The sequence below is a fragment of the Streptomyces sp. NBC_01431 genome (assembly GCF_036231355.1).
Lineage (GTDB): Bacteria > Actinomycetota > Actinomycetes > Streptomycetales > Streptomycetaceae > Streptomyces.
Window position 1 is genome coordinate 6066303 of sequence record NZ_CP109496.1, and the last position, 26422, is coordinate 6092724.

Consider the following 26422-nt stretch of genomic DNA (forward strand, 5'->3'; position numbering starts at 1 on the left):
GGGAGTCATGGACGTACCTCGCGGTCGCGCAGGTTCTCCGGGTCGAGCACGTCGCGGATGAGGCGCAGCTCCTCGCCGGTGGGATCGCGGGTGTACGGGACCTCATCGGCGACGGCCAGCTCGAACGCGGTGGCCTCGCGCACCTGCTCCACCGTGACCCCGGGGTGCAGCGACGCGAGCCGCATCGTGTGGTCCGGGGTGGCGAAGTCGAAGACGCCCAGATCGCTCACGACCCGCGGGATGCGGTGGAAGCGGGTGGCGGAGGGGCCCGCGGCCGCCGCGCTGTCGTAGCCGACGCCGCTGATCATGTCGACCTTCGGCACGAAGACCCGGGTGGAGTGCTTGGGCACCCAGTAACTCACCGGATTGTTCAGGGTGTTGACGGGTGCGCCTCGCACGCCGAGGAGCTGACGGGTGGGCCGCTCCCAGTCGCCGATGCAGGAGATGTTCTGGTTGCCGAACCGGTCGAGCTGGCTCGCGCCCATCATGACGTGCCGCCGGCCGCCGGTCACCATGGTGAGGTGCCGACGGTAGGGCAGCCAGCCCTCGGGCTCGCCGTCGGGGCCGATGAGCATCGCCTCGCCGTCGGTGAGCAGCAGGTCGGGCGAGAAGGTCCGCCGGGCCAGCCGGGCCCCGATCGAGGGGACCGGACCCATCGGGCTCGCGAGCACCTCCCCGTTGTCGCGCCAGGCCTCGGCGCAGGCGATCACGCAGTACTCGGCGCGGGTCGCCCGCGCGGTGCTCGTCGTCACTTCTGCTCCTCGTGCCAGCTCTGCACCGAGCTCTGGTAGGACTTCTCGTCGGGCCCGGACAGGAAGCGTTCGGCGAACTGCGGCCAGGGCGTGGTCGCGTACAGCTTCTGGAAGGGCTCGTCGCGGCCGTGGTCGGGGGCGCAGGAGGTGAAGTGGGCGCCGTTGGGGCACTCCACGACCCCGGCGACCGAATGCCGCCCCACCAGCAGGGACTGCGGCACAGCGGATCCGAAGCCGTCCACGATCCGCTCGCACGACACGTACGCGCTGTCGGCGGCCTCGCAGAACAGGTCGTCGAAGTAGGGGTCGGGGCCCAGGTACTGGCCGTTGCCGAGCCGGTCGGCGCGGTTGAGGTGGACGAGGGCCGCGTCCATGCGCAGCGCCGGCATCGCGACGAAGCTCTCGCCGTCCTCGTACGGTGAAGTCACCGTACGCAGCCGGGGGTTGACCCGCATCACGTCGGAGCCGATGCCCGCGCGGACCGGCAGGAACGGCAGCCGGTTGGCGGCGGCGTGCAGCCCCCACATGAACATCGCCTCGTCCACCTCCATCAGCTCGAAGGCGCCCCTTTGGCGGGCCGCGCGGAAGTGCGGCTCCAGGGGGATCGAGTCGAGCGTGGCGAAGGGCGCCACCAGCTTGCGGATCCTTCCGGCGGCGGCGAGCAGGCCGACGTCCGGGCCGCCGCAGGAGATGACGGTGAGGTCGGTGACCGGGGAGCGGAGCAGGGCCCGCACCAGCGCCATGGGTTTGCGGCGCGAGCCCCAGCCGCCGATGCCGATGGTCATGCCGCTGCTCAGGCGCGCGACGACGTCCTCGGGCGTCATGGTCTTGTCCGTCACCGCTCCGCCTCCTCGGTCCCCGCTGCCTTGAACGTGTCGCGCACGCGGTCGGCGACGCCGCTGAGGTTGGCCTCGAAGGTGAAGCCCTGCTCGAAACGGTAGCTGCGGCGTACGTCGACGGGGTCGATGCCGTTGATGGCGGCCTTGGCGAGCCGGATGAGGGTGCCGTCCTTGCGGGCGATCTCGCGCGCCAACTCCAGTGCTGTGGCGGGGAGTTGATCGCGCGGCACCACTTTCCACACCGAGCCGTGGGCGTGCAGCTCATGGGCCGTCGCGGTGCGCGAGGTGTAGTACAGCGCGCGCATGAGGTGCTGCGGGACGAGGCGGGCGAGGTGGGTGGCGGCGCCGAGCGCGCCGCGGTCCAGCTCCGGCAGGCCGAAGACGGCGTCGTCGCTCGCCACGATCGCGTCCGCGTTGCCGACCAGACCGATGCCGCCGCCCAGGCAGAACCCGCCCACCGCCGCGACGACGGGCACCTCGCACTCGTACACCGCGGCGAAGGCCTCGTAACAGCCGCGGTTGGCTCCGAGGAGGGCGGTGTGGCCGCGGTCGCGCTGCATTTGCTTGATGTCGACCCCGGCGTTGAAGCCGCGGCCCTCGGCGGTCAGGACCACGCAGCGCGTCTCGGGGTCGCGGCCCGCCGCGCGCACCGCGTCGGCGAGCTCGTACCAGCCGTGCACGGGAAGCGCGTTGACGGGTGGGAAGTCGACCGTGACGACGGAAATGCCCTTCTCGGGGCTTGCGGTGGAGACACCCATGGGCGGATCAGCTACCTTTCCACCAAACGTTTGTTAGGTGAGGAAGGTAGCGCGGATGGAGCTGGCCGGGAAGGCAGTCGTCGTCACCGGTGGCACCCGGGGCGTCGGCGCGGGCATCGCGAAGGCGTTCCTCGACGCGGGTGCGGACGTGATCGTGTGCGCCCGCAGACCGCCCGAGGCGGCCGTCGAATCCGGCGGCCGGAAAGCCGAGTTCCGCCCGCTCGACCTGCGCGACGCCGAAGCCGTACGGGACTTCTTCGCGGCGGTCGCGGCGGACCACGGGCACCTGTACGCGTTGGTCAACAATGCGGGCGGCACGCCCTACCGGCTGCTCGGCGAGGGCGAGGCGGAACGCCATGCGCGGGTCATCGCCCTGAACCTGACCGCCCCGCTGACGGCTTCGCTGGCAGCCCGGCCGTATCTGGCGGCGGCGCACGGCTCGATCGTGATGATCGGCAGCGTGAGCGGGGCGCGGCCCTCACCCGGCACGGCGGCCTACGGCGCCGCGAAGGCGGGCCTGGAGAACCTCGCCCGTTCGATGGCGGTGGAATGGGCGCCCGGTGTCCGCGTCAACACCCTCGTCCTCGGGATGGTCCGCACCGAACTGAGTGAACTGCACTACGGGGACGCCCGGGGCGTCGCCGCGGTGGGCAGGACCGTGCCGCTGGGCCGGCTCGCCGAGCCCCAGGAGGTCGGCGCCGCCGCCGTCTTCCTCACCGGCGCGCGGGCGTCCTACATCAGCGGCGCCTCCCTCCTCGTCCACGGGGGCGGCGAACGCCCCGCCTTCCTGGACGCGGCCAACGTCAACAAGCCCGAAGGGAACGGAAGATGAGTGGACTGTGCGAGGGCCGGGTCGTGGTCGTGACCGGTGCGGGGCGGGGCCTTGGCCGGGCCCATGCGCTGGCGTTCGCCGAGCAGGGGGCGCGGGTCGTGGTCAACGACCTGGGGGTCGGGCTCGACGGGGCGGGCGTTCCCCAAACACTCGGCTCCGCCCGTCCGGGGCGGACCCCGCTCGGCGGGCCCGCGCAGTCGGTGGTGGACGAGATCCGCGCCGCGGGCGGCGAGGCGGTCGCGCACGGCGGTGACATCGCCACCACCGAGGGCGCGGCCTCGCTCGTCGCGACGGCGCTGGAAGCGTTCGGTGCGCTGCACACGCTGGTCAACAACGCGGGGTTCCTGCGCGACCGGATGCTGGTGAACCTGGACGAGGACGACTGGGACGCGGTGGTGCGGGTCCACCTCAAGGGGCACTTCCTGCCGCTCAAGCACGCCGCCGCGCACTGGCGGGCCGAAGCCGGGGCGGGCCGCGAGGTGGTGGCGCGGGTGGTCAACACCAGCTCGGGAGCAGGGTTGCTGGGGTCGGTCGGGCAGGGCAACTACAGCGCCGCCAAGGCCGGGATCGTGGGGCTCACGCTGGTGGCGGCGGCCGAGATGGGCCGGTACGGCGTCCAGGTCAACGCCATCGCCCCGGCGGCTCGCACCCGCATGACCGAACGCACCTTCGCGGACACCATGGCCGCGCCGGGCGAGGAGGGGGCCTTCGACGCGATGGCCCCCGAGAACGTCTCACCGCTCGTGGTGTGGCTGGGCTCGGCCGCGAGCGGGGGTGTGACCGGCCGGGTCTTCGAGGTGGAGGCGGGGCGCATCACCGTGATGGAGGGCTGGCGGCCGGGCCCCACCAGCGACAAGGGGGCGAGGTGGACTCCGCGGGAGGCGGGCGAGGAGGCGCTGAAACTGCTCGCCGGGGCGGCGGTGCCGGGCGCGGTGTACGGGGCGCGGGAGGGCCGCGGGTGATCTTGGGTTTCGTACACCTTACGGTCCGGGCGCGGTTTTGTTACCTGCTCTCCATCTTGGTGAACAGGTAGAAAAATCAACAGAGTTGTCGTTGACGGCCCCCGCTCTACGCGCGTCATCATGTGTGCATGACAACCCCCCACCGCATCGCAGCCCTGGGTGGCGCCGTCGCCGCCGCCCTCGCCCTCCTCACCGGCCCGGCCGTCACCACCGCGTCGGCCGCCCCCACCGTCACCGCCGCCTCCGTATCCGTGCAGTCGGTCGGCAGCGTCTGTTATTCGGCGCTGCCGTCCGAGGCGCACGACACCCTTGACCTCATCGCCCAGGGCGGCCCGTTCCCGTACTCCCAGGACGGCGTCGTCTTCACCAACCGCGAGCAGGTGCTCCCGAGCCAGAGCAGCGGCTACTACCACGAGTACACCGTGATCACCCCGGGCGCGCCGACGCGCGGCGCCCGCCGGATCGTCACGGGCGAGCAGTCCCAGGAGGACTACTACACCGCCGACCACTACGCCACGTTCAACCTCGTCGACTTCGGCTGCTAGCACGGCAGTTGACGCGATCCGGGCCCGCTTCCCGCTGGGGGAGCGGGCCTCGTCATGGGCGGCTCACTCCTCGCCGAACCGGCGTCCCAGCGCGCTGGCCGCCGTCGAGTTGTGCACCGTGAACGCCACCGTCCCCGGCAGATAGCGGTCCTGCGACCACTCGACCGGGGCGCCCGCCGGGTCGGTGGAGCGCCGCCGCTCGCGCAACAGCGCCTGACCCGCCGGACAGTCGAGCAGCCGCACGTCGTCGGCGTCCGCGAGAACCACGTCGATGGTGTGCTGGGCGTCGGTGAACAGGACCCCGTGCAGCTCCAGTTGGTCGGTGTGCGACACCGCGTCGGACGGCATCGCGGCCACCAGCTCGCCGATCCGCTCCGGATACGTCGTACGCTCCACCATCACCGGCGCGCCCGACAGGGTGCGCACCCGCAGCACCTTGAACACCCGCTGTCCGACCGGTAGTTGGAGGTGGTGTGCCTCCTCCTCGTTCGCCGCCGCCGGCTCGATGGACACGGTCTTGCCGCCCGGCTCCTCGCCGAGCGAGCGCGCCCAGCGGGCGAACGAGCTCAGCTCCGCGAAGCTCTGCAGACGGGTGGCCCCGCCGAGCACCACCCGGCGGGTGCCGCGCCGCGAGGTCACCAGACCGTCGACGCGCAGTGCGGCCAGTGCCTGGCGGACCGTGCCCCTGGACACGCCGTATCGGCGGGCGAGTTCGTCCTCGGCGGGCAGCCGCGCCCCCGAACCGTACTCACCCGCCGCTATCGCGGTCCGCAGGTCCGCGGCCACCTTCCGGTAGAGCGGCGACTTGCTGGACACCCCGACCCCCTCAACTGCCGATCAGTGAGCGGAGCAAGGTGAGGTCCGCCTCCTCCAGACTAGTCAGCACCGTGCGGCCCGCGGCGGGCGCGATGGGTTCCACCGACGGCACCGCGAGCACCGCGCAGCCCGCGGACTCCGCCGAGGCGACGCCCGTCGCGGTGTCCTCCACCGCCACGCAGTGCGCCGGGTCCGCGCCGAGCGCCGCGGCCGCCGCCAGGTAGGGATCGGGGGCGGGCTTGGTGCGTGCGGTGTCCTCGGCCCCGTACACCGCGTCGAAGCGGTGCCCGTCGAGCGAGGTCGCGACCCTGCGCACGATGGCGCGCGGCGACGCCGACACCAGCGCCGTCGACACCCCCGACTCCCGCAGGGCACGCAGGAGTCGGAGCGCGCCCGGCCGGGGCTCGGCGCCCAGCGCGACGCGGGCCGCGAAGTCCGCGCCCAGCTCGGCCGTCAGTTCCTCGCGCGGCGCGCCGAGGAACTCGTGCAGCAGCTCGGCGGTGTCCTCGACGGAGCGCCCGTACACCGCCCTGCGGTTCTCCCCGGCCAGCACCCGGCCGTGGCGGGCCGCGACCTTCTCGACGACCTCGACCCAGGCCTCCTCGGTGTCGACGAGGGTGCCGTCCATGTCGAACAGGACCGCCCGCAGCCCGCTCACGCGTCCTCACCCGCCGCGAGCACGGGACGCGACCGCGGCCGTACGGTGACGCGGGCGCCCGCGCCGAAGGAGCCCGCGGCGTGCGACGGCAGGTCGGCCTTGACGGCGGTGCCGTCGGCGAGCCGGACGCTCAGCCGCGTACTCGCGCCGTGGAAGGCGCTGCCGGTCACCGTGTCGGGCCCGCCGTCGGTCACCTCCAGGGCCTCCGGGCGCAGCAGGAACGCCGTGCCGGACGCCGGGCCGTCCACGGGCAGCCGCACGCCGAGCACCTCGGCGAGGCCGTCGGCGGTGATCTTTCCCGGGACGCGGTTCATGGTGCCGATGAAGGAGGCCACGAACGCGGTCGCGGGACGGTCGTACAACTCGGCCGGGGCCGCGCACTGTTCGAGCCTGCCGCCGCGCATCACCGCGACCCGGTCGGCCATCGAGAGGGCTTCCTCCTGGTCGTGGGTGACGAAGACGGTGGTGATGCCGAGTTCCAGCTGGAGGCGCCGGATCTCCTCGCGCAGCTGCACGCGGACCTTGGCGTCAAGCGCGGACAGCGGTTCGTCCAGGAGCAGCAGCCGGGGTTGCAGGGCGAGCGCGCGGGCGAGCGCCACGCGCTGCTGCTGGCCGCCGGACAACTGGTGCGGGAAGCGGTCGCCGTGGTCGGGCAGACCGACCAGTTCCATCAACTCGGCCGCGCGGGCCCGGCGTTGGGGAGCCGCCACCTTGCGCATCCGCATGCCGAACGCCACGTTGTCGGCCGCGCTCAGATGCGGGAAGAGGCTGTACGACTGGAAGACCATCCCGGTGTCGCGCCGGTTGGCGGGCACCGGCACGATGTCCTCGCCGTCGAGCAGCACCTCGCCGGCATCGGGGCGCTCGAAGCCCGCGAGGACCCGCAGCGCGGTGGTCTTGCCGCAGCCGGACGGGCCGAGCAGCGCCAGGAGTTCACCCGGCGCCACATCCAGGTCGAGCCCGTCCAGGGCCACGGCGGACCCGAAGGCGCGGCGAAGCCCCCGGATCGTGAGGGCGGTGCCGGTGCGCGGCGGTGCGGTGGTCATCAAACGGCTTCCTTCTTACGAGACTTGACGGGGCCGCGCGAGCGGGCCAGGCCCGTCACCACGAGCAGTAGCCCCCACGTCAGCAGCAGGCTGAGCAGCGAGACCGCCACCGACAACTGGGCGTTGGAGCCGGACGCCTGCACGATCCACACCGCGAACGGCTGGAACCCGAGCAGCGAGGCCACGGTGAACTCGCCGAGCACCAGCGCGAGCGCCAGGAACGAGGCGTTGAGCAGTGCGGTACGCAGATTGGGCAGGACGACGGCGAACAGGGCGCGCGGCCAGGAGGCGCCGAGGTCGCGGGCGGCCTCGACGAGGGTGCGCACATCGACGGCCCGCAGCCCCGCCTCCAGGGAGCGGTACACGAAGGGCAGTGCCATCACGACGTACGCGAAGACCAGGATCAGCGGGAAGGACGGTTTCTGGATCGCGACGAACGTCTCGTACAAGGGGGTCGTGGCGAGCTGGTCCGGCCCCCACTTGAGGACCGTGCCCAGGCCCGCCACCAGTGCCACCGGCGGCACCACCAGCGGCAGCGTGCACACCACTTCGAGCACTGCCCGCAACCGCCCCGAACCGGAAAGCCGCACCGCGAGCGCGGCCGGCAGGGTCAGGACCAGCGCGAGCGCCACCGTGCACAGACCGAGACCCAGCGACCGCAGCAGCGCGGCGGTGAAGCCGTCGGCGGCGAAGATCTGGGTGTACGAGGAGAGCGTGAGGCCCGTGCCGGGGACGTCCACGGTGAACACGAAAGAGGCGAGCAGCGGGACCAGGAAGTAGGCGCCCGCCACCAGCAGGACCGCGCCGCGCCACGGGCGCGGCGGATGCGTCAGGCGAGCCATCGGGCGCTCCTTCGTTGCAGGGGCAGATGGACGGCCATCACCAGGAGGGCGACGATCACCATGTCGAGGCTGAGCGCGAGCGCCACGTTCTCCTGGCCGACCAGCACGTTGCCCGACAGCGCGTCCGCGATCTGCATGGTGACCAGCGGCACCGAACTCCCCACCATCGAGGCGGCCGTGGCATACGCGGCGAACGCGCTGCCGAACAGCAGGACGAAGCCGCCGAGCAGAGTGGGAAGCAGCACCGGGATGCCGACGTGGCGCCAGTACTGCCAGGCGCCCGCCCCGTTGTTGAGGGCGGCCTCGCGCCACTGCGGGCGCAGGCCGTCGAGCGCCGGTGCCACGGTGAGCACCATCAGCGGGATGAGGAAGTAGAGGTAGGTCAGGGCCAGGCCCCAGAAGCTGTAGAGGCTCCAGCCGTGCTGGGCCAGACCCAGCTTGGTGGTCAGGACGCCCGCGTTGCCGAGGGTGGCGACGAAGGCGAAGGCGAGCGGCACCCCGCCGAAGTTGGCGAGCACCCCCGAGGCGGTGAGCACGGCCTCGCGCAGCGCCTTGCCGCGCGAGGTGACGACGGCCTGCGCGAGCAGCAGACCCAGCACGGCGGCGAGGGCGGCGGTGGTGGCCGCGAGCTTCACGCTGCCGAGCAGGGCGGTCCAGTACGCGCCGTGCAGCGACTGGCTGAGATTGCCGAGCCCGTACGAGCCATCGACGGACAGCGCGCCGTTCAGCATGGCGAACGCGGGCACGCCGAAGGCGAGCGTCACGAAGGCGAGCAGCGGAGCCGCGGCGAGCCAGGCGCCGGGACGCCTGCGGCCCCGGCGTCGCGTCGGCCGCTCAACGTCCGTGATGGCGACCGGAGTTGAGGTGGTAGTGGTGAGGGTCATGGAGTGATCAGCCCGAGATCGCCTTGGCCCAGCCATTGGCGAGGACCGTCTTCGCCTGGGTGTTCTGCGCCTCGGTGGGGAAGGTGGGGGTGCCGGCGACCTTCGGGAGCTTGGCGGCGGCGGCCTTGTCGAGCGTGCCGTCCTGGTCCATGGCGGGCATGAGCGCCGGGCGGGCGTACCCCTTCAGCCACAGGTTCTGGCCCTCGGCGGAGTACAGGTACTCCTGCCACAGGCGGGCGGCCGCCGGATGCGGGGCGTCCTTGTTGATGGCCTGCGAGTAGTACTGGGCGTAGACGCCGTCGGAGGGCACGGCGGTCTTCCAGTCGAGGCCCTTGCCCTTGAACTCGTCGGTGTAGCCGGCGTTCAGGTAGTCCCAGTCGATGGAGATGGGCGTCTCGCCCTTCTCCACGGTCGCCGGGGTCGACTCCACCGGGTTGTAGTTGCCGGCCTTCTTCAGCTTGGCGAAGAAGTCCAGGCCGGGCTGGATGTTGTCGAGCGAGCCGCCGTTGGCCAGGGACGCCGCGTACACCCCGGCGAAGGCCGAACCCGACTTGGTGGGGTTGCCGTTGAGCGCGACCTGCCCCTTGTACTCGGGCTTGAGGAGGTCCGCGAACGTGGTCGGGCACACCTTGACGCGCCCCGCGTCGCAGCCGATCGAGACGTAGCCGCCGTAGTCGTTGAACCAGCGGCCCTGCGCGTCCTTCTGGGCCGCGGGGATCTTGTCGAAGCCCTCGACCTTGTACGGGGCGGTCAGGCCCTGCTCGCCCGCGGACTGCGCGAAGGAGGCGCCGAGGTCGAGGACGTCGGGGGCGCGGCCTTGGCCCTTGCGGGTCTTGACGGCGTTGATCTCGTCGGCGCTGGTGCCGTCCGGGTTCTCGACGGACACCTTGACGCCGTACTTCTTGGTGAAGCCGTCGATGAGCGCGCCGTAGTTCGCCCAGTCGCGCGGGATGGCGATCGCATTGAGCGTGCCCTCCTTCTTCGCGGCGGCGGCCAGGGCGTCGATGCCGCCCGCGTCCTTCGCGGAGGTGGCGGACGCGGGGCTCGCGCCGCCCTTGCCGGCGTCGGCCGCGGCGGTCGAGGGGCCGGGCTTGGCGCCGCAGGCGGCGAGGGCGAGCGCGGAGGCGGCCAGGGTCACGGCGAGGCCTGCGGTGCGTATGCGTGGGGCGGTCACGGGAGCTCCAAGTTGTACGGACAACTGTTGTACAGACAACTCCATTACGAGGGTGGTGGGTGTCCCGTCGGTGAACGCGGGGCGAAGCGCGCGATGCGGTTGGCGGGCGGATCCGGTCAGCTGGTTTCGGCCACGCGGGCAGGACGGTCAGGAAGCGGCATCGCCGGTGTGACGGTCGCCGCCGCCACGGCGCAGCAGACCGTACGCCCAGCGTTCGTTCAGGCCCGCGAGGAAGCCGATCGTGCCCCAGAAGAAGAACGCCTTGATCAGCGCCTCGTGGGCGGCCAGCGACAGCGGGCCCGCGGCGCACAGGCCCGCGGGGGTGGCGGGCGGCGCGAAGATGGTGAGGACACCGCCGTTGATCAGCAGGAACAGCGAGGTGGCGAGGAACCAGCCCACCACCACCCGGTACCAGCCCTCCTGCCGCATGATCTGGGCCAGCTGACGCGGATCGGGCGGTATGTTCTGCACCCCGCCGCGGCCCGGCGCCCGCCGCATCAGCTGGTAGGCGTTGCGCAGCCGGACGATCACGCTGAAGACCGCGCCGAGCGCCCCGCCCGCGAAGCAGACAAGGGCGTGCATCAGGCTCAGCTGCTCCGGGCAGGCGAGCTTGGCGTGGAAGAGCGCGGGCACCGCCTCGCCGACGGCGAAGGCGAGGACCAGGACCACCGGGCTGAGCACCATGCCGAAGGCGAGCCCGGTGTTGAGCCCGCGCCCGCTGGCCAGTGCCGCGTCCGCGTCCAGGCGCCGGGCCGCCGCGTCGGCCTCGTCCTTGAGCCGCTCGGCGGCCGCGGCCCGCGTCTCCGCGTGCTCGACGGAAGCCATGCGCACCCCGCCCCGCACCGCCTGCTCCAGTGTCCGGCACACATCGTCGCGGGTCCGCCGCTCGAAGGCCCGCTGCGCCGCAGCGTAGAGCTGCTCGATCCGGTCGAGCTGCTGCGGCTGCCACCGCCACAGGCGTTGCAGATCGGGGGAGTTGTCGGCCAGATCGAGCGCGTCCGACAACGTCCTGGCCTCGGGAACCGCCGCCCCCGCCAGCCACTCGCCGATCCGCCGCACCCGTCGAGTCCGCTGCGCACCCATACGTAACACCACCCCGTCGTCCACCGGGGCAGTCCTGACGTCGCAAACCCCTGGTGGGGAACATTAGTTGGCGCGACGCCGGGGGCTCCAAAGGGCCCGGGGAACCGCGCGACCAGCCCACGACGGACGGTTGGCGCGCGGCGTCCCGGATGGCGGAGATGCACCACAGGGGCGCGAAGCCCCCGAGGCCCCGGCCGATGACGCGCGCCCCGGTGGAGCGCTACGCGTCGCACTCCAGGACCGTGCGGCACAGCCCGCACCGAGCCCGGACCCGCCCGCGCGCGGGCACCCGGATCCGCTGGCAACAGGTCGGGCAGGCGAAGCAGACCCGCGGCCCGTCCGGGCCCGGCTCGAAGGAGTACGGGGCGCCGGGCCCGGACCAGTCGCCGCCGTGTTCGCGTGCGTACCGCCGGTCCTTGGCATAGCGCCGCCGCCCCGCCCAGCCGGCCGCGACCAACGGGGGCAACTGCGCGTCGCCGCGCGAGCGGGCCGCGCCCGCCGTGTAGGCGGGATAGGCCTGCGGGCTGGTGAACCACGGCGAGGGGTCCTCACCGAACAGCTCGGCCCGCTTGGCCAGGACGTACCCGAACTCCTCCGGGGTCAGATAGCCCAGCTTCTGGCTGGAGAGGTCATCCTCGCGGAAGGCGTCCAGGAGCAGCCAGCCCGCGCCGAGATAGGTGGTCGCCGTGTCGGTGAGGATCTCGTTGTCGCGGGTGCCGGGGAACGTCAGGTCCAGGCGGTGCAGGAGCACATGGGTGATCTCGTGCGCGAGGGCGGCCCCGATGTCCCTGCGATGGGTACGGAAGCGATCGTTCAGCTCGATGAAGTACTCCGGCCCGGCGGCCAGTTCGACGCTCGCCGCGTGCTGCATCTCGCGGAAGCAGACGATCATCCGGGCGTCCGGCAGATGCAGGTGCTGCACCAGTGCGCGAGCCACACGCTGGGCGCCCAGGTGCAGGTCGTCGTGGTCGGCGAAGGCCACGTCGGCGGGCAGCACGCTGGTCGGGTACCCCTGGAGGCCGTCGTAGGAGAGCCGCCGGTGCAGCGCGGTGATCGCCGCGCGCACCGTCTGCAGGTGCGGATATCCGTGCACGACCGGGCTGTCGGCGCCCACCCTGCCACCCCCGTTCCCAACCGCGGACCGGATTCCACTGTAAGGGCGGCGGGCGCGCCCCGGTGCCCGCCGGAAAGGCCCTTGTGAGGGGCGCGGCGGCCGCCGGGCGCCCGCTCCGGCCGGGCGCCCCGCGTTTGCGGGCATCCGGCCCAACCTGGTCATATGGGGGCATGTCGATCACAGTGGTCATCGCGGACGACCAGGAAATGGTCCGGACGGGCTTCCGCATGATCCTGGAGAGCCGCTCCGACATCGAGGTCCTGGACGATGTGGTCGACGGGCTCGCCGCCCTCCAAGCGGTCGACCGCCTCAACCCGGACGTGCTGCTCCTCGACATCCGGATGCCCGGCCTCGACGGACTCGAAGTCACCCGCCGCCTGGCCGGCCGCGACCGCCCCCGCATCGTCATCTGCACCACCTTCGACCTCGACGAATACGTCCACGCCGCGCTGCACGGCGGCGCCTGCGGTTTCCTCCTCAAGGACGCCAGCCCCGAAATGCTGGTCGAGGCGGTGCGCGCGGCGGCCAACGGAGACTCCCTGGTCTCACCCGCCATCACCGTCCGGCTCCTGAAGGAACTCGCCCGCCCCGCCCAAGGCGTGCGCACACCCTCGGAGGCCCTCACCGACCGCGAACGCGACGTCGTGCGCTGCCTGGCCCGCGGCGCCACCAACGCCGAGATCGCCGGCGAACTGTACGTCTCGCTGTCCACCGTCAAAACCCACCTCGCCAACGTCCAGGGCAAACTCGGCGCGCGCAACCGCGTGGAGGTCGCCGCCTGGGCCTGGGAGAGCGGGCTCGCCACGAGCCCGGCGTGAGCCGCCCGTGAGCCCGCTGCGCAACTGGACCGGGCGCCATCCGCGCGCCGCCGCCACCACGCGCCTGCTGCTCGCCGCCGTCCTCGTCACCCTCGTCACCTACGAAGGCGTCGCCCTGGCCCGCCAGCCCACCGCGCCGCACGCCATCGTGTGGAGCGCCGGGATCGTGGTCTGCGTCTGCGCGGTGCCCTGGCCGAGTATCCCGCTCATCCCGCGCGCCTGGACCGCGGCTGCCGTCAGCTGGACCGCCACCGGACTGCTCTTCACCGACCGCCCGGAGATCGTCTGGGGCATGGGCGAGGCCATCGCCCTCCTGGTGCTGCTCTCCTCCGTGCTCCTGTACGCCCCCGCCCGCACCGCCGCCGTCCTCGGCCCGCTGCTCGGCCTCGGCTGCACCGCCGCGCCCGTACGCGACGCCCAGCCCGGCCGGTTCACCCTGCTGTTCGCGGTGCTCGCCGTCGTCGTCGGCGCGTACTCGCTGCTGATGCGCGCCCAGTCGGGCCAGCGGGTCCGCGACCTGGAGGCCGTCCGCGCCGCCGAACGCATCGAACTCGCCCGAGAACTCCACGACTTGATCGCCCACCACGTCACCGGAATCGTCGTCCAGGCCCAGGCCGCCCGCTTCACCGCCCTATCCGGCGAACGCGCCGCCGAGTCCTTCGCGCGGATCGAGGAATCGGGCGGCGAGGCGCTCGGCGCGATGCGGCGCCTGGTGCGGGTGCTGCGCGAGGGCGCCGCCGAGACCCGGCCGGTGGCCGGCATCGCCCAAATCCGCTCGCTCGCCGAAGGCTTCTCCCGCGCCGGACCGCCCGCCGTGCTGTACGTGGAGAGGGGCCTTCAGGAGCGGCTGCCCGGCGACGTGGCGGCCGTCGCCCACCGGGTGGTGCGCGAGTCACTGACCAACGTCCGCAAACACGCGGCGAACGCCACCGCCGTACGCATCGGCCTGCGCACCACCCCCGGCGGACTCGAAGTGCGCGTCGCCGACGACGGGTCGAGCGCCGTGGAACTCGCCGAGCAAGCCCGCGGCGGCGGCTTCGGCCTGGCGGGACTGACCGAACGCGTCACCGCCATGGGCGGCCACCTCACCGCGGGCCCCGCACCCGAAGGCGGCTGGCAGGTCACCGCGGTCCTGCCGCTCGACACCCACTAGCCCATCCGCGACCCGGCAGCCCCGCAGCCGCTCGCGGCGCACCGATTCCTCGCCGACGCACCCCCGTTAGTCCAACACCTGTCACTCCTTTGTCCATGGGCGCACCCGCGCACCTCGGCACATCGTGGCGTGCACCCGAAGCCGTCACGAGGAGGAGCGAGCGTGAACGCCGAACAGCACGGGCCGAAGCGGAGGACGGTGGTCGCGGCCACCGCGCTGGCCGGAGCCGGAGCCGCCCTGGGCATCCCCTCGACAGCGCGCGCCGCCGACCGCACACCAGCGGAGGCCGTGGTGCGCTCCGCCGCACTCGACGTACGCGTCGACACCAGGTTCCCCCGCATCGTCTCGTACACCGACCGCGCGAGCGGCGCCGTCCTGCACGGCCAGGAGGACCCCCTCACCGACGTCGTCATCGACGGCACCGCGCACACCCCCCGGGTGACCTCGCGTCCCGGCACGGACCGCATCACCTACACCCTCGCCTTCGACGGCGGCACCGAGGTCGGCGTCGAGATCCGCGCCGAGGGCCACCGCGTCGACTGGCGCGTCACCCGCATCGCCGACACCGCCGCCCTGCGCGTCGGCACCCTCCAGATCCCGGGCCTCGCCCTGCTGTCGGTACGCAGCGACCAGCCCGGCGCCCAACTCCTGGCCGCGATACTCCAGTTGGACAAGGCCAAGAGCGGCGACACCCTCATCACGCCCACCGCCACCACCACCCCCGACGCGGCTCCCATCGGCTGCGCCTACGCGGTCCTCGCCCACCACGGGCTCGGCGGCGCCATCGAGACCAACACCGTCTACGACAATCCCGCCGGCACCCCCGGGGCGAGCTGGGAGAACGGCCGGCTGTGGCGCCAGACCCTCAAGCGGGACGGTTACGTCAAGACACAGCTGGCACCCGGACAGTGGACCCACCGCGCGGCGACCGCCGCCACCGCCGACACCGAGCCGCTCCCGTACGCCACCGTCGTCGTCACCGGCGACCGGGGCGGCGACGGCGTGGTCGACTGGCAGGACGCCGCCATCGCGTTCCGCGACATCATGGTCACCCCGCTCGGCGCCGACGACCAGCACCTCAGAGTCGTCCCGCACATCCCCTTCAACTTCGCCTCGCAGGCCACCAACCCGTTCCTGGCCACCCTCGACAACGTCAAGCGGATCTCGCTGGCCACCGACGGCCTGCGCCAGTACACCCTGCTCAAGGGCTACCAGTCGGAAGGCCACGACTCCGCCCACCCCGACTACGCGGGCAACTACAACCAGCGGGCCGGCGGACTCGCCGACCTCAACTCGCTGGTACGCGAAGGCAAGAAGTGGAACAGCGACTTCGCCGTCCACGTCAACGCCACCGAGTCCTACCCGGTCGCCCACGCCTTCTCCGAAACCCTCGTCGACAAGACGAACCCCCAGTGGGACTGGCTCGACCAGTCCTACCGCATCGACCAGCGCCGCGACCTCATCTCCGGCGACATCGTCCGGCGCTTCGCGGACCTGCGCCGCGAAGCCGACCCGGCCCTCAACGCCGTCTACATCGACGTGTTCCGCGAATCCGGCTGGACCTCCGACCGCCTCCAGCGCGCCCTGCGCGACCAGGGCTGGCTGGTGGCCTCCGAATGGGCCCACGGCCTGGAACGCTCCTCGCTGTGGTCGCACTGGGCGAACGAGACGGACTACGGCCCCGACACCTCGCGCGGCATCAACTCCCAGCTGATCCGCTTCGTACGCCACCACCACAAGGACGTCTTCGCCAACAAGTGGCCCACCCTGCTCGGCCACGTCCACATGGGCAACTTCGAGGGCTGGGTCGGCAAGACCGACTGGACGGCGTTCTACGATCTGATCTGGACCGAGTCGCTGCCCGCCAAATACCTCCAGGCGTACCCCGTCCAGCGCTGGACCGACCACGAGGTCACCTTCTCCGGCCCCACCCGCACCTCCGTCTCGGACGCCTCCGGCGCGCGCCGCATCACCACCGACACCCGGCTCGTGTACGACGGCGGGACCTACCTGCTGCCGTGGGAGCCACGCAACGCCACCGACCCGGCGAAGCTGTACCACTACAACCCGGCCGGCGGCACCAGCAGTTGGCGCCTCCCGCGCGGCTGGGCGGGCCTTGGCAAGGTGGCCCTGTACCGGCTCACAGACCAGGGCCGGGTGCACGTCCGCGACCTGCCGGTCCGCGCCGGAAAGATCACCATCGAGGGCGCGGCGGCCGGGCAGCCCTACGTGGTGTACCGGGACCGGGCACCCGCCCAGGGCGACCCGCGCTGGGGCCAGTTCACCCCCGTGCACGACCCCGGGTTCAACTCCGCCTCGCTGAAAGGCTGGCAGGTCACCGGCACCGCGAAGGTCGCCCTCAGCCCGCTCGGCGACTACGAACTCGTCCTGCCCGGCGGCGGCGCCACCACCGTCGCCCAGCGCCTGGCCCGCCTCGCCCCCGGCAGCTACGTCGCGTCCGTCCAGGTCGAGGTCGGCGAGAGCGCGGGGGAGCGGCGCCGGGCCGCACTCGACATCCGCACCGCCGACGGGGTGACCGCCACCAACTGGACGGACACCTCCACCGCCGGGAACCACGTCGCCGCCGACCGCAAGCACGACACCCGCTTCCAGCGCATGTCCACCCCCTTCACCGTCCCCGCGGGCGGCGGCCCCGTCACCCTCACCCTGCGCGCCGACGCGGGCGCGGCCCGGGTCCGCTTCGACAACGTGCGCGTCGTGCCGGCCGCCCCCACCACCAAGCCCGGCACCCTCGCGTACGAGGACTTCCAGAACGTTCCCCAGGGCTGGGGCGTCTTCGTCAAGGGCGACGCGGGCGGCTCCACCGACCCGCGCACCCACATCGCCCAGCGGCACGCCCCGTTCACCCAGCGCGGCTGGAACGGCAAAGCCATCGACGACATCGTGGACGGCACCCAGTCCCTGAAGTCCCGGGGCGAGAACAGCGGCCTGGTCTACCGCACGGTCCCGCACACCGCCCGCTTCCGGCCGGGCCACCGCTACCGGATCTCGTTCCGCTACGAGAACGAGAAGGCGGGCCAGTACGCCTGGATCACGGCCGTCGACGGACCGGCCCCGCGCGAACTGACCCGGGCCGCCCTCCCGGCCACCACCGAACCGGCCCTGTTCTCCTACGAGTTCACGGCACCCGCATCGGGGGAGGCGTGGGTGGGCCTGCGAAAGGTGGGCGACGACGGCTCGGCGGAATTCACCCTGGACACCTGGGAGGCGCAAGAGCTCTAGCGGGGCCCGGGTGGCCCCCCACGCGGCGATGGCCGCACAGTGCCACAGCGGGAAGGGGCGGGCGGAAGCGAAGGTCAGCCCAAGCTCACGGCGTCCGCTTCCTGCGCCCCTTCCAGCTCAAGCACCCACACCTCGTTCACCCCCGCCCGCAACACCGGCCCCGGCACATGCAGCACCCGCTGCGGACCCACCCACCAGTACCGCCCCAGACAGAACCCGTTCACCCACACGAACCCCCGCCCCCAACCAGGGAGTTGAAGCTCCGCCCAGGAATTCGCGTACGAGGAGGAAGGCGCGCCGGCGGGGAGGTCGACCCAGCCCCGGTACAGCCCCGCCGCCCCCACCTCCGCAGGTTCGCCGAAGGCCACCTTCGCCACCGCCCCGACCACCTCGAACGCGTCCAGCCGCAGCCCCTGAGATCGCACCCCGTGCAGATACTGCCGCTCATGCAGCACCCCGCCCGTGATCCCCTTCGGCTCCCCGCTGCACGGCCCGTAGTTGACCCGCCCGAGCGACTCCACCCACAACTCCACCACCGCACCCCCCGCCACCGGCTCCGCCAGCGTCGCGTCCTCGGTGTCCAGGACCCCCGCTCGCTCCCCGTCGACGTACACCGTCGCCAGATCGCGGAGACCGAGCACACCCAGCGGATACGGCTGCCGGGGCCCGGGAACGTCCACGCGGTAGCGGACCAGACCCCGATCGACGTCCAGCTCCTCGAACGTCGCCGGGAGGGGCGACTCGCTCTCCTCGCCGCCCAGCACATCCAGGACACCGGCCAAAGGCGCCCAGCCGTCCAGCCGCGCCGCATGGGTACCCGCCAACCGCACCGGCTGTGGCGGCAGTTCGGGCAGCGGCCCGTCCTGGTAGGACGCCAGCACCTCACGCAATCGCCAGAACTTCTCCGTGGGCCGGCCCGCCTCGTCGACGGGAGCGTCGTAGTCGTACGACGTCGCCGTCGGTTCGAGCACCCCCACATGCAGCTCACCGGCCCGGTTGGCACCCGACCAGCCCGCGAAGTTGGTGCCGCCGTGCGCCATGTAGATGTTGACCGACGCCCCGCACTCAAGGATCTCGCGCAGCGTCGCCGCAGCGTCCGCCGCGTCCCGCACGACATGGTCCGCACCCCAGTGGTCGAACCAGCCGCACCAGAACTCCATGCACATCAGCGGCCCCGACGGCTGATGGCGGCGCAGCACCTCGAACGCCTCGCGCGCCCCGCTGCCGAAGTTCGCCGTGGCCAGCACCCCGGGCAGTGAGCCCCCGGTCAGCATGTGGTCCTCGGGCCCGTCCGAGGTGCACAGCGGCACCGTGATGCCGCACTCGCGCAGCAGATCGGCGAGATGGCGCAGATAGCCGCGGTCACTGCCGTAACTGCCGTACTCGTTCTCCACCTGCACCATCAGCACCGGCCCGCCCCGGTCGATCTGCCGCTCGGCGACCTGGGGGAGCAGCGTGCCAAACCAGCGGTCCACATGCGCCAGGTACTCCGCGTCACCGGTCCGCGCCCGCCGCCCGAGCCGGCCGGTCAGCCAGTGCGGAAGCCCGCCGTTCTCCCACTCGGCACAGATGTAGGGGCCCGGCCGCACGATCGCCCACAGACCGGCCTCCCGCGCCGCGTCCAGGAACCGGCCGAGCGCCGCCACATCGCGGTACTTGCCGGGGAACGGCTCGTGCACGTTCCACGGCACATACGTCTCCACGCAGTTCAGGCCCATCGCCCGCAGCATCGCGAGCCGGTGGCCCCACTGCGCCTCGTGCACCCGGAAGTAGTGCAACGCGCCCGAAAGCAGGCGCACCGGCCGCCCGTCGAGCAGAAAGTCCTCGTCCCCCACGGTGAAGTCGCCCACCGGCCGCCCGCCCATCTCTCTCGGTCACAACGCCCCGCCCACTCTTGCCCCTGGCGCGACGGGGGTCCATGGACAAAGATCGGCGCTGATTGGACCCAAGGGGGACATCGGAGAGGGCAAACCGCCATGTATCACACCTGGATGCGGTATTTCACCCCGAGCCCGGCCCACCATCGGCTCGGCCTGGTCTGCCTCGGCGTGGGACTCCAGCACGGCACCCTGCCCACCGTCGGCCCCCGCACCCTCGACCACCACGTCGCCGTCGTCATCGGCGCGGGCAGCGGCTGGTTCAGCGGCGCCGACGGACGCCGGGTCCCCGTCGCCGCCCCCGCCCTGATCTGGCTCACCCCCGGGGTCCCCCACCACTACGGGCCCGACCCGGCCACCGGCTGGGACGAGTCCTTCGTCGACTTCACCGGCCCCGCCACCACCACCTACACCGAACTCGGCTACATCGAACCCGACCGCCCCGTCGTCCCCCTCGGCGACACCGCGGGCGCCCGCGCCGCCGTCGGACGCATCGCCCGAGCCGCCCGCCGCGGCAACCCCCTCCTGGAAGTCGAGACCGCGGCCGCCGTCCACGAACTGCTCGTCGCGCTACGCCGGGCCCGCGCCGACATCGCCCCCGACGGCGACCCGGTCCTTCAGGCCCTGGCCCGCGACGCCTTCCAGCCGCTGTCGGTCGCCGAACACGCCGCCCGCCACGGCATGAACCCCGCCGAACTGCGCACCGCCGTCCGCAGGGGCGCCGGATGCAGCCCCAAGGACTACCTCCTCGGCATCCGCCTCGGCCGCGCCAAGGAACTCCTCGCCGCCACCGACCTGCCCGTCGCGGCCATCGCCCGCCGCGTCGGCTACGACGACCCCGCCTACTTCTCCCGGCTGTTCACCCGCCGCGTCGGCCTCGCCCCCGTACGCTTCCGCGAGCAGCAGCAACGCACCGTACCCGGAGGGTGGAGCAACCGGATCCCGCATCCTGAACATCCGCCGACCATCGCGGGCCACGCCACGTAAGCTCGATGACCATGACCACGATCGACCCCTCCGTGCAGGCAGAGCTGACCCGGCTCCGCGACAGCATCGACAACATCGACGCGGCTGTCGTGCACATGCTGGCCGAACGCTTCAAATGCACCCAGCAGGTCGGCCACCTCAAGGCCGAACACAAACTCCCCCCGGCCGACCCCTCGCGCGAAGCCGAACAGATCGCCCGGCTGCGCCGCCTCGCCGAAAGCGCCAAACTCGACCCGGCCTTCGCCGAAAAGCTCCTCAACTTCGTCATCGCCGAAGTCATCAGACACCACGAAACGATCGCCAAGTCCGCCTGACTCCCTCGTCCCGCAGTGCCGCACTCCCTGCGGGACGAGGAAGAGCAAAGCTCCACCTCGACTCACGCGCGCTCCTCCCACTCCCGCTCCCGCAAGCCGAGACCCCAGCGCCGCGCACCCGCACCCCCTGACCTCGCCGGAAGATCCCCCGGCCCCTGTGCGGGCCCGCTCGTTTCAGGCAGCATGGCCCCATGCCCGTACTGACGCGCGACGAAGCGCAGACCCGAGCCCAACTCCTCGACATCCAGCGGTACGAAGTCGACCTCGACCTCACCACCGGCGAGGACACCTTCGACTCCCACACCGTCATCCACTTCACCGCGCACACCGCCGGGGACACCTTCGTCGAGCTCAAGCCCGCCACCCTGCGCACCGTCACCCTCGACGGACAGCCCCTCGACCCGGAAACCCTCCTCGGCAACCGGCTCGCACTGAACCTCACCGCCGGCCCCCACGAACTACGCGTCGACTGCGCCATGCGCTACTCGCACACCGGCGAAGGACTCCACCACTTCACCGACCCCGCCGACGGCGAACGCTACGTCTACACCCAGCTCTTCATGGAAGACGTCCAGCGCGTCTTCGCGGCCTTCGACCAACCCGACCTCAAAGCCGTCTTCGACCTCACCGTCACCGCCCCCGACGGCTGGAGCGTCCTGGCCAACGGCATCACCGAGCAGCAGGACGACGGCCGCTGGAAAGCCGCCCGCACGCCCCTGCTCGCCACCTACTTCGTCGCCGTCGCCGCAGGCCCCTGGCACTCCCTCACCACCGAACACGCCGGACTGCCCTTCGGCCTGCACTGCCGGCGCTCACTCGCCCCCCACCTCGACGCCGACGCCGACGAACTCTTCGAGATCACCCGGCAGTGCTACGACCGCTACCACGAGAAGTTCGAAGAGCCCTACCCCTTCGACTCCTACGACCAGGCCTTCGTCCCCGAATTCAACGCGGGCGCCATGGAAAACCCCGGCCTCGTCACCTTCCGCGACGAATTCATCTACCGCTCCGCCGTCACCGACACCGAACGCCAGACCCGCGCCATGGTCATCGCCCACGAAATGGCCCACATGTGGTTCGGCGACCTCGTCACCCTGCGCTGGTGGGACGACATCTGGCTCAACGAGTCCTTCGCCGAGTACATGGGCTACCAGACCCTCACCGAAGCCACCCGCTTCACCGACACCTGGGTCGACTTCGGCATCACCCGCAAGGCCTGGGGCTACGACGCCGACCAGCGGCCCTCCACCCACCCCGTCGCCCCCGCCCCCGACGCCGTCCCCGACACCGCGTCCGCGATGCTCAACTTCGACGGCATCTCTTACGCCAAGGGCGCCTCCGCACTACGCCAACTCGTCGCCTGGCTCGGCGAAAAGGACTTCCTGGCCGGCATCAATACCCACTTCAAGCGCCATAAGTTCGCCAACGCCACCCTCGCCGACTTCATCGACTCCCTCGCCTCCGCCACCGACCGCGACGTCCACGCCTGGGCCGCCACCTGGCTCGGCACCACCGGCGTCGACACCCTCACCCCCGAGATCACCGAGACCGAGTCCACCTGGGCCCTCGCCGTCAACCGCGACGGCAGCCGCCCCCACCGCATCACCGTCGGCGCCTACGACACCGACCCCGCCGACACCAGCCGACTCGTACTGCGCGAACGCCTCGACATCGACGTGCCCGGCGAAAACCACATCCGCCAGGGCAACCGCCCCGCCCTGCTCCTGCTCAACGACGGCGACTACACCTACGCCAAGGTCCGCCTCGACGCCGACTCCTGGAACACGGCACTGCGCTCCCTGTCCGGACTGCCCGACCCCCTGACCCGCGCCGTCATCTGGAACGCCGCCCGCGACATGGTCCGCGACGGCCAACTCGCCCCCACCGCCTACCTGGAAGCCGCCCGCGCCCACCTCCCCCACGAAAACGACCTCGCCGTCGTCCAAGGCGTCCTCCAGTTCGCCGCCGCCCAGGTCACCGACCGCTACCTGCCCGCCGCGCAGCGCCCCGCAGCCCTCGCCCTGCTCACCGACCTCACCCGCGACCTGATCCGCCGCACCGAGGACGGCTCCCACCCCGGCCTGCGCCTCACTGCCGTACGCCACTTCATCTCCGCCGCCGCCCAGCCCGACACCCTGCGCGCCTGGCTCATCGAAGACAGCGTGCCCGGCGGCCCCGAACTCGACCCCGAACTGCGCTGGCGCATCCTCACCCGGCTCGCCGTACTCGGCGCGAGCGACGAACGGGAGATCGCCGCCGCTCTCGCCGCCGACCCCAGCGCCACCGGCGAAGAAGGCGCCGCCCGCTGCCGGGCCGCCCTGCCCGACACCTCGGCGAAAGAAGCCGCCTGGACGGCCATGTTCACCGGCGACGCCCTGTCCAACTACCTGTTCACCGCCACCGCCCAAGGCTTCTGGCAGCCCGAACAAGCCGAACTGCTCCAGCCGTACGTGGCCCGCTACTACCAGGACGTCGTCCCCCTCGCCGTCCGCCGCGGCCCCGCCATCGCCGACGCGGCAGGCCGCCACGGCTTCCCGCTGCACGCCATCGACGAGGAATCCCTGACCCTGGGCGAAACCTGCCTGACCCAACCCGACCTCCTCCCCGCCCTCCACCGCAAACTGACCGACCAGGTGGACGACCTGCGAAGGGCACTCAAGGTACGCAGCGCCTGACCCGAGCCCCCGCGGCCGAGCCACCACGCGGCACTAGCCGCAACATCGCACAACGGGTAAGGGGCGGGCAGGGGGACAGGATCCGCAGGGCAATACCACCCCCCACCCTCCCCAACTCCCCCGAACCGCCGGGGAGTACCACTTTCGGGTTGAGATCGTTCGGCACGACGGCTGCACCAGCAGCACCCACCGCACGCTGGTGCAGCCGAGCCGTACACCCGAAGGAACATTCATGCACCCGCCCCTCGCCGGGGGCCCCGCAGGCCCCACCGCCCTGCGCCCCCTGCTCGACGTCGTCCTCGACGCCCTCCACCACGGCGCCCGAGCACGAGGCGGCCCACTACCCGACGGCGGACCCCAAGCCGTCACCCAGCGCGTACGCGACGCGGCCGCAGACGTATTCCCACAACACGGCACCGGCGCCGAAGAAGCCCTCACCACCCTCGTCCGCACCCTCGCCGAAGGCTCCGCCGACCCCGCCGAACCACACTGCGCCGCCCACCTGCACACCCCGCCGCTCGCCCTCGCGGCCGCCGCCGACCTCGCCGCCAGCGCCCTCAACCCTTCGATGGACTCCTGGGACCAGGCCCCGGCCGCCTCCGCCCTCGAAACCCTCGTCACCACAGCACTCGCCACCGAGATCTGGCCCCACGCGGACGCCCTGGTCACCACCGGCGGGACCGAATCCAACCAACTCGCCCTCCTCCTCGCCCGAGAACGACACGGCCCCATCCAAGTCGTGTGCGGTGCCCCCACCCACCACTCCATCCACCGCGCCACCTGGCTCCTCGGCCTGCCCCAACCCGTCGTCATCCCCGCCCCCGCCGGCACCATCGACCTCGCCGCACTCGACACCGCCCTCACCGGCCACCACCAGCCCCTCCTGGTCGTCGCCACCGCCGGTACCACCGACACCGGCGCCATCGACCCGCTGCCCGCCATCGCCGAGCTGTGCGCCACCCACCACGCCGAACTCCACGTGGACGCCGCCTACGGCGGCCCCCTCCTGTTCAGCGACCGCCACCGCCACCAACTCGCCGGCCTGGAACGCGCCCAGTCCGTCACCCTCGACCTGCACAAACTCGGCTGGCAACCCGTCGCAGCCGGACTCCTCGCCGTCCCCGACCCGGCCCAGCTGGCCCCCCTCACACACACCGCCGACTACCTCAACGCTGACGACGACACCGACGCCGGCCTACCCGACCTCCTCGGCCGCTCCCTGCGCACCACCCGCCGCCCCGACATCCTCAAAATCGCCGTCACCCTGCGCGCCCTGGGCCGCGACGGCCTCGCCGCCCTCATCGACCGCGTATGCCAGACCGCCCAGGAACTCGCCCAACTCATCGACAAACACCCAGAGTTGGAGCTCTACCAACAGCCCACCATCAGCACCGTCCTGTTCCGCCCCCACGGCGCCGACGACCCCACCGTCGCCCACATCCGCCGCACCCTGCTCACCAACGGCACCGCCGCACTCGGACGCGCCCGCGCCGACGGCCGCCTCTGGCTCAAAGCAACCCTCCTCAACCCCCACCTCACCCCCCACGACCTGCACACACTCATCGACACCGCACTGCACACCAGCGAAACGAGCACCACCGCACCCCCCACCCACCCGGAAGGCAGCACCCCCCGATGACCCCCCAGCCCCCCACCCCCGAAGAACAGCCCCACCACCTCGTCGGCATCGGCATCGGCCCCTTCAACCTCTCCCTGGCCGCCCTCGCCCACGGCGTACCCGGCGGACTCGACACCGCCTTCTACGAACAACGCCGCGCCTTCCACTGGCACCCCGGCCTCCTCATCGAAGGCGCCAACCTCCAAGTCCCCTTCCTCGCCGACCTGGTGACCCTCGCCGACCCCGCCAGCCCCTGGTCCTTCCTCAACTACCTCAAGCACCGCCAACGCCTCTTCCCGTTCTACTTCGCCGAAAAGTTCCACATCCAACGCACCGAATACGACGCCTACTGCCGCTGGGTCAGCGAGAACCTCACCGACCTCCACTTCTCCCACCAAGTCGACGCCGTGCGCTGGAACACCGAACGCGCCCTGTTCGAAGTCGACTTCACTCACCTCGACAGCAACGGCCAAGCCCAAGCCCTCGGCCGCAGCTACGCCCGCAACCTCGTCGTCGGCGTCGGCACCGAACCGTACGTACCCGACACCCTCAAACCACTCGCCGACGCCCCCGCCGTCCCCGTCATCCACTCCGCCGACTACCTCGACCACCGCGAACAACTCCTGGCCGCCGAACACATCACCGTCATCGGCTCCGGCCAGTCGGGCGCCGAAGTCTTCCTCGACCTCCTCAAGAACCGGCCCGAAGGCGCCGAAAAACTAGCCTGGCTGGCCCGCACCGAAGCGTTCGCCCCCATGGAGTACTCCAAGCTCGGCCTCGAACACTTCACCCCCGACTACACCCGCTACTTCCACGCCCTGCCCGAAGCCGCACGCGACCAGCTCCTGCCCCGCCAATGGCAGCTCCACAAGGGCATCGACGCCGACACCCTCGCCGCCATCCACGACGAGCTCTACCGCCGCACCCAGCACGGCGGCTGGCCCGACGCCACCCTCACCCCCGGCGTCACCGTCCGCACCGCAGGACGCGTCGCCACCACCAAGGTCGAACTCCACCTCGAACACGTCCAGCAGAACACCCGCTCCCGCCTCACCACCGACGCCGTCGTCCTCGCCACCGGCTACCGCGAACGCCCCCTCGGCCAGATCCTCGCCGGACTCGACCCGTACATGCGCTACGACGAAGCCCAACGCCCTTGCGTGGACGAACAGTTCAGGCTCGTGCTCGACCCCCAGGTCACCGGCTCCGTCTACGTCCAGAACGCCGAGAAGCACACCCACGGCGTCGGCGCCCCCGACCTCGGCCTCGCCGCCTGGCGCAGCGCCGCCATCCTCAACTCCGTCACCGGCAAGGAGCCCTACCCCCTGCCGACCCGCACCGCCTTCACCACCTTCGGCCTCCACAAAAAAGACCAGGCCCGCCCGGCACAGCAACCGGAGGGCCTGGTCCCACTCGTCGAGCAGAGGTGACA

At 71.9% G+C, this 26422-nt stretch carries 23 protein-coding genes; 11 read left to right on the forward strand and 12 right to left on the reverse strand.

The genetic code is table 11. From position 1 onward, the window contains the following. Window positions 1-5: 5 nt before the first annotated feature. From OG522_RS27675 to OG522_RS27685, 3 genes are read right to left on the reverse strand one after another with little or no spacing between them, the layout of a single operon-like run. On the reverse strand, window positions 6-752 hold the full coding sequence (locus OG522_RS27675; protein ID WP_329465721.1) for a CoA-transferase subunit beta: 747 nt from the start codon (window positions 750-752) through the stop codon (window positions 6-8). Next, complete coding sequence (locus tag OG522_RS27680) at window positions 749-1591, reverse strand: CoA transferase subunit A (protein ID WP_329465722.1); 843 nt, start codon at window positions 1589-1591, stop codon at window positions 749-751. The genes OG522_RS27675 and OG522_RS27680 overlap by 4 nt, the downstream gene beginning before the upstream one ends. Beyond that, a complete protein-coding gene (locus OG522_RS27685) occupies window positions 1588-2349 on the reverse strand; it encodes an enoyl-CoA hydratase family protein (RefSeq protein ID WP_329465723.1) in 762 nt (253 codons plus the stop codon). The genes OG522_RS27680 and OG522_RS27685 overlap by 4 nt, the downstream gene beginning before the upstream one ends. 55 nt (window positions 2350-2404) lie before the next feature. On the opposite strand from OG522_RS27685, the gene OG522_RS27690 reads away from it, so the two are divergent. The 3 genes from OG522_RS27690 (at window position 2405) to OG522_RS27700 (ending at window position 4688) form a co-directional block, all read left to right on the forward strand. Further along, complete coding sequence (locus OG522_RS27690) at window positions 2405-3181, forward strand: SDR family oxidoreductase (protein WP_329467760.1); 777 nt, start codon at window positions 2405-2407, stop codon at window positions 3179-3181. Then, a complete protein-coding gene (locus OG522_RS27695) occupies window positions 3178-4143 on the forward strand; it encodes an SDR family oxidoreductase (RefSeq protein WP_329465724.1) in 966 nt (321 codons plus the stop codon). The genes OG522_RS27690 and OG522_RS27695 overlap by 4 nt, the downstream gene beginning before the upstream one ends. Window positions 4144-4271: 128 nt before the next feature. Continuing rightward, entirely contained in the window at window positions 4272-4688 is a 417-nt protein-coding gene (locus tag OG522_RS27700; RefSeq protein WP_329465725.1) for a ribonuclease domain-containing protein, read from the forward strand. Window positions 4689-4751: 63 nt separating this feature from the next. Here the strand turns inward: OG522_RS27700 and OG522_RS27705 are convergent, their stop codons facing one another. The 8 genes from OG522_RS27705 to OG522_RS27740 all read right to left on the reverse strand — a co-directional run bounded on the left by OG522_RS27705 (window position 4752) and on the right by OG522_RS27740 (window position 12305). Then, complete coding sequence (locus OG522_RS27705) at window positions 4752-5504, reverse strand: GntR family transcriptional regulator (protein ID WP_329465726.1); 753 nt, start codon at window positions 5502-5504, stop codon at window positions 4752-4754. A gap of 10 nt (window positions 5505-5514) precedes the next feature. After that, window positions 5515-6162, reverse strand: a complete 648-nt coding sequence (locus OG522_RS27710; protein ID WP_329465727.1) for an HAD family hydrolase — start codon at window positions 6160-6162, stop codon at window positions 5515-5517. Next, window positions 6159-7208 (reverse strand): ABC transporter ATP-binding protein, encoded by a 1050-nt coding sequence (locus OG522_RS27715; RefSeq protein WP_329465728.1) that lies wholly within the window; start codon window positions 7206-7208, stop codon window positions 6159-6161. Before OG522_RS27715 ends, OG522_RS27710 begins: the two co-directional genes overlap by 4 nt. Next, window positions 7208-8050 carry an ABC transporter permease gene (locus tag OG522_RS27720; RefSeq protein ID WP_329465729.1) on the reverse strand — a complete coding sequence of 281 codons (843 nt, stop codon included), beginning with the start codon at window positions 8048-8050 and terminating at the stop codon, window positions 7208-7210. Before OG522_RS27720 ends, OG522_RS27715 begins: the two co-directional genes overlap by 1 nt. Continuing rightward, window positions 8038-8934 (reverse strand): ABC transporter permease, encoded by an 897-nt coding sequence (locus OG522_RS27725; protein ID WP_329465730.1) that lies wholly within the window; start codon window positions 8932-8934, stop codon window positions 8038-8040. Before OG522_RS27725 ends, OG522_RS27720 begins: the two co-directional genes overlap by 13 nt. Before the next feature lie 7 nt (window positions 8935-8941). After that, on the reverse strand, window positions 8942-10108 hold the full coding sequence (locus tag OG522_RS27730; protein WP_329465731.1) for an ABC transporter substrate-binding protein: 1167 nt from the start codon (window positions 10106-10108) through the stop codon (window positions 8942-8944). A gap of 147 nt (window positions 10109-10255) precedes the next feature. Continuing rightward, complete coding sequence (locus OG522_RS27735; protein ID WP_329465732.1) at window positions 10256-11191, reverse strand: hypothetical protein; 936 nt, start codon at window positions 11189-11191, stop codon at window positions 10256-10258. 220 nt (window positions 11192-11411) lie between these two features. Beyond that, window positions 11412-12305, reverse strand: a complete 894-nt coding sequence (locus OG522_RS27740) for a hypothetical protein (RefSeq protein WP_329465733.1) — start codon at window positions 12303-12305, stop codon at window positions 11412-11414. A gap of 170 nt (window positions 12306-12475) precedes the next feature. Here OG522_RS27740 and OG522_RS27745 point away from each other — a divergent pair, with 170 nt between their 5' ends. From OG522_RS27745 to OG522_RS27755, 3 genes are all read left to right on the forward strand, one after another. Further along, window positions 12476-13123 carry a response regulator transcription factor gene (locus tag OG522_RS27745; RefSeq protein WP_329465734.1) on the forward strand — a complete coding sequence of 216 codons (648 nt, stop codon included), beginning with the start codon at window positions 12476-12478 and terminating at the stop codon, window positions 13121-13123. Window positions 13124-13130: 7 nt separating this feature from the next. Continuing rightward, on the forward strand, window positions 13131-14276 hold the full coding sequence (locus tag OG522_RS27750) for a sensor histidine kinase (RefSeq protein WP_329465735.1): 1146 nt from the start codon (window positions 13131-13133) through the stop codon (window positions 14274-14276). A gap of 162 nt (window positions 14277-14438) precedes the next feature. Next, on the forward strand, window positions 14439-17519 hold the full coding sequence (locus OG522_RS27755) for an endo-alpha-N-acetylgalactosaminidase family protein (protein WP_329465736.1): 3081 nt from the start codon (window positions 14439-14441) through the stop codon (window positions 17517-17519). Between the two features lie 74 nt (window positions 17520-17593). Here OG522_RS27755 and OG522_RS27760 read toward each other — a convergent pair whose 3' ends face one another. Continuing rightward, entirely contained in the window at window positions 17594-19369 is a 1776-nt protein-coding gene (locus tag OG522_RS27760; protein ID WP_329465737.1) for a glycoside hydrolase family 35 protein, read from the reverse strand. 126 nt (window positions 19370-19495) lie between these two features. Between OG522_RS27760 and OG522_RS27765 the strand changes: the two genes are divergently transcribed. From OG522_RS27765 to OG522_RS27785, 5 genes are all read left to right on the forward strand, one after another. Beyond that, window positions 19496-20383 (forward strand): helix-turn-helix domain-containing protein, encoded by an 888-nt coding sequence (locus OG522_RS27765; RefSeq protein ID WP_329465738.1) that lies wholly within the window; start codon window positions 19496-19498, stop codon window positions 20381-20383. A 5-nt stretch (window positions 20384-20388) separates the two neighbouring features. After that, window positions 20389-20697, forward strand: coding sequence for a chorismate mutase (locus OG522_RS27770; protein WP_382801381.1), 309 nt, complete (start codon window positions 20389-20391; stop codon window positions 20695-20697). A gap of 191 nt (window positions 20698-20888) precedes the next feature. Next, window positions 20889-23372, forward strand: coding sequence for an aminopeptidase N (gene pepN / locus OG522_RS27775; protein ID WP_329465740.1), 2484 nt, complete (start codon window positions 20889-20891; stop codon window positions 23370-23372). 232 nt (window positions 23373-23604) lie between these two features. After that, entirely contained in the window at window positions 23605-25011 is a 1407-nt protein-coding gene (locus tag OG522_RS27780) for a pyridoxal phosphate-dependent decarboxylase family protein (RefSeq protein ID WP_329465741.1), read from the forward strand. Beyond that, window positions 25008-26420 carry a lysine N(6)-hydroxylase/L-ornithine N(5)-oxygenase family protein gene (locus OG522_RS27785; RefSeq protein ID WP_329465742.1) on the forward strand — a complete coding sequence of 471 codons (1413 nt, stop codon included), beginning with the start codon at window positions 25008-25010 and terminating at the stop codon, window positions 26418-26420. Before OG522_RS27780 ends, OG522_RS27785 begins: the two co-directional genes overlap by 4 nt. The last annotated feature ends 2 nt before the right edge of the window (window positions 26421-26422 follow it).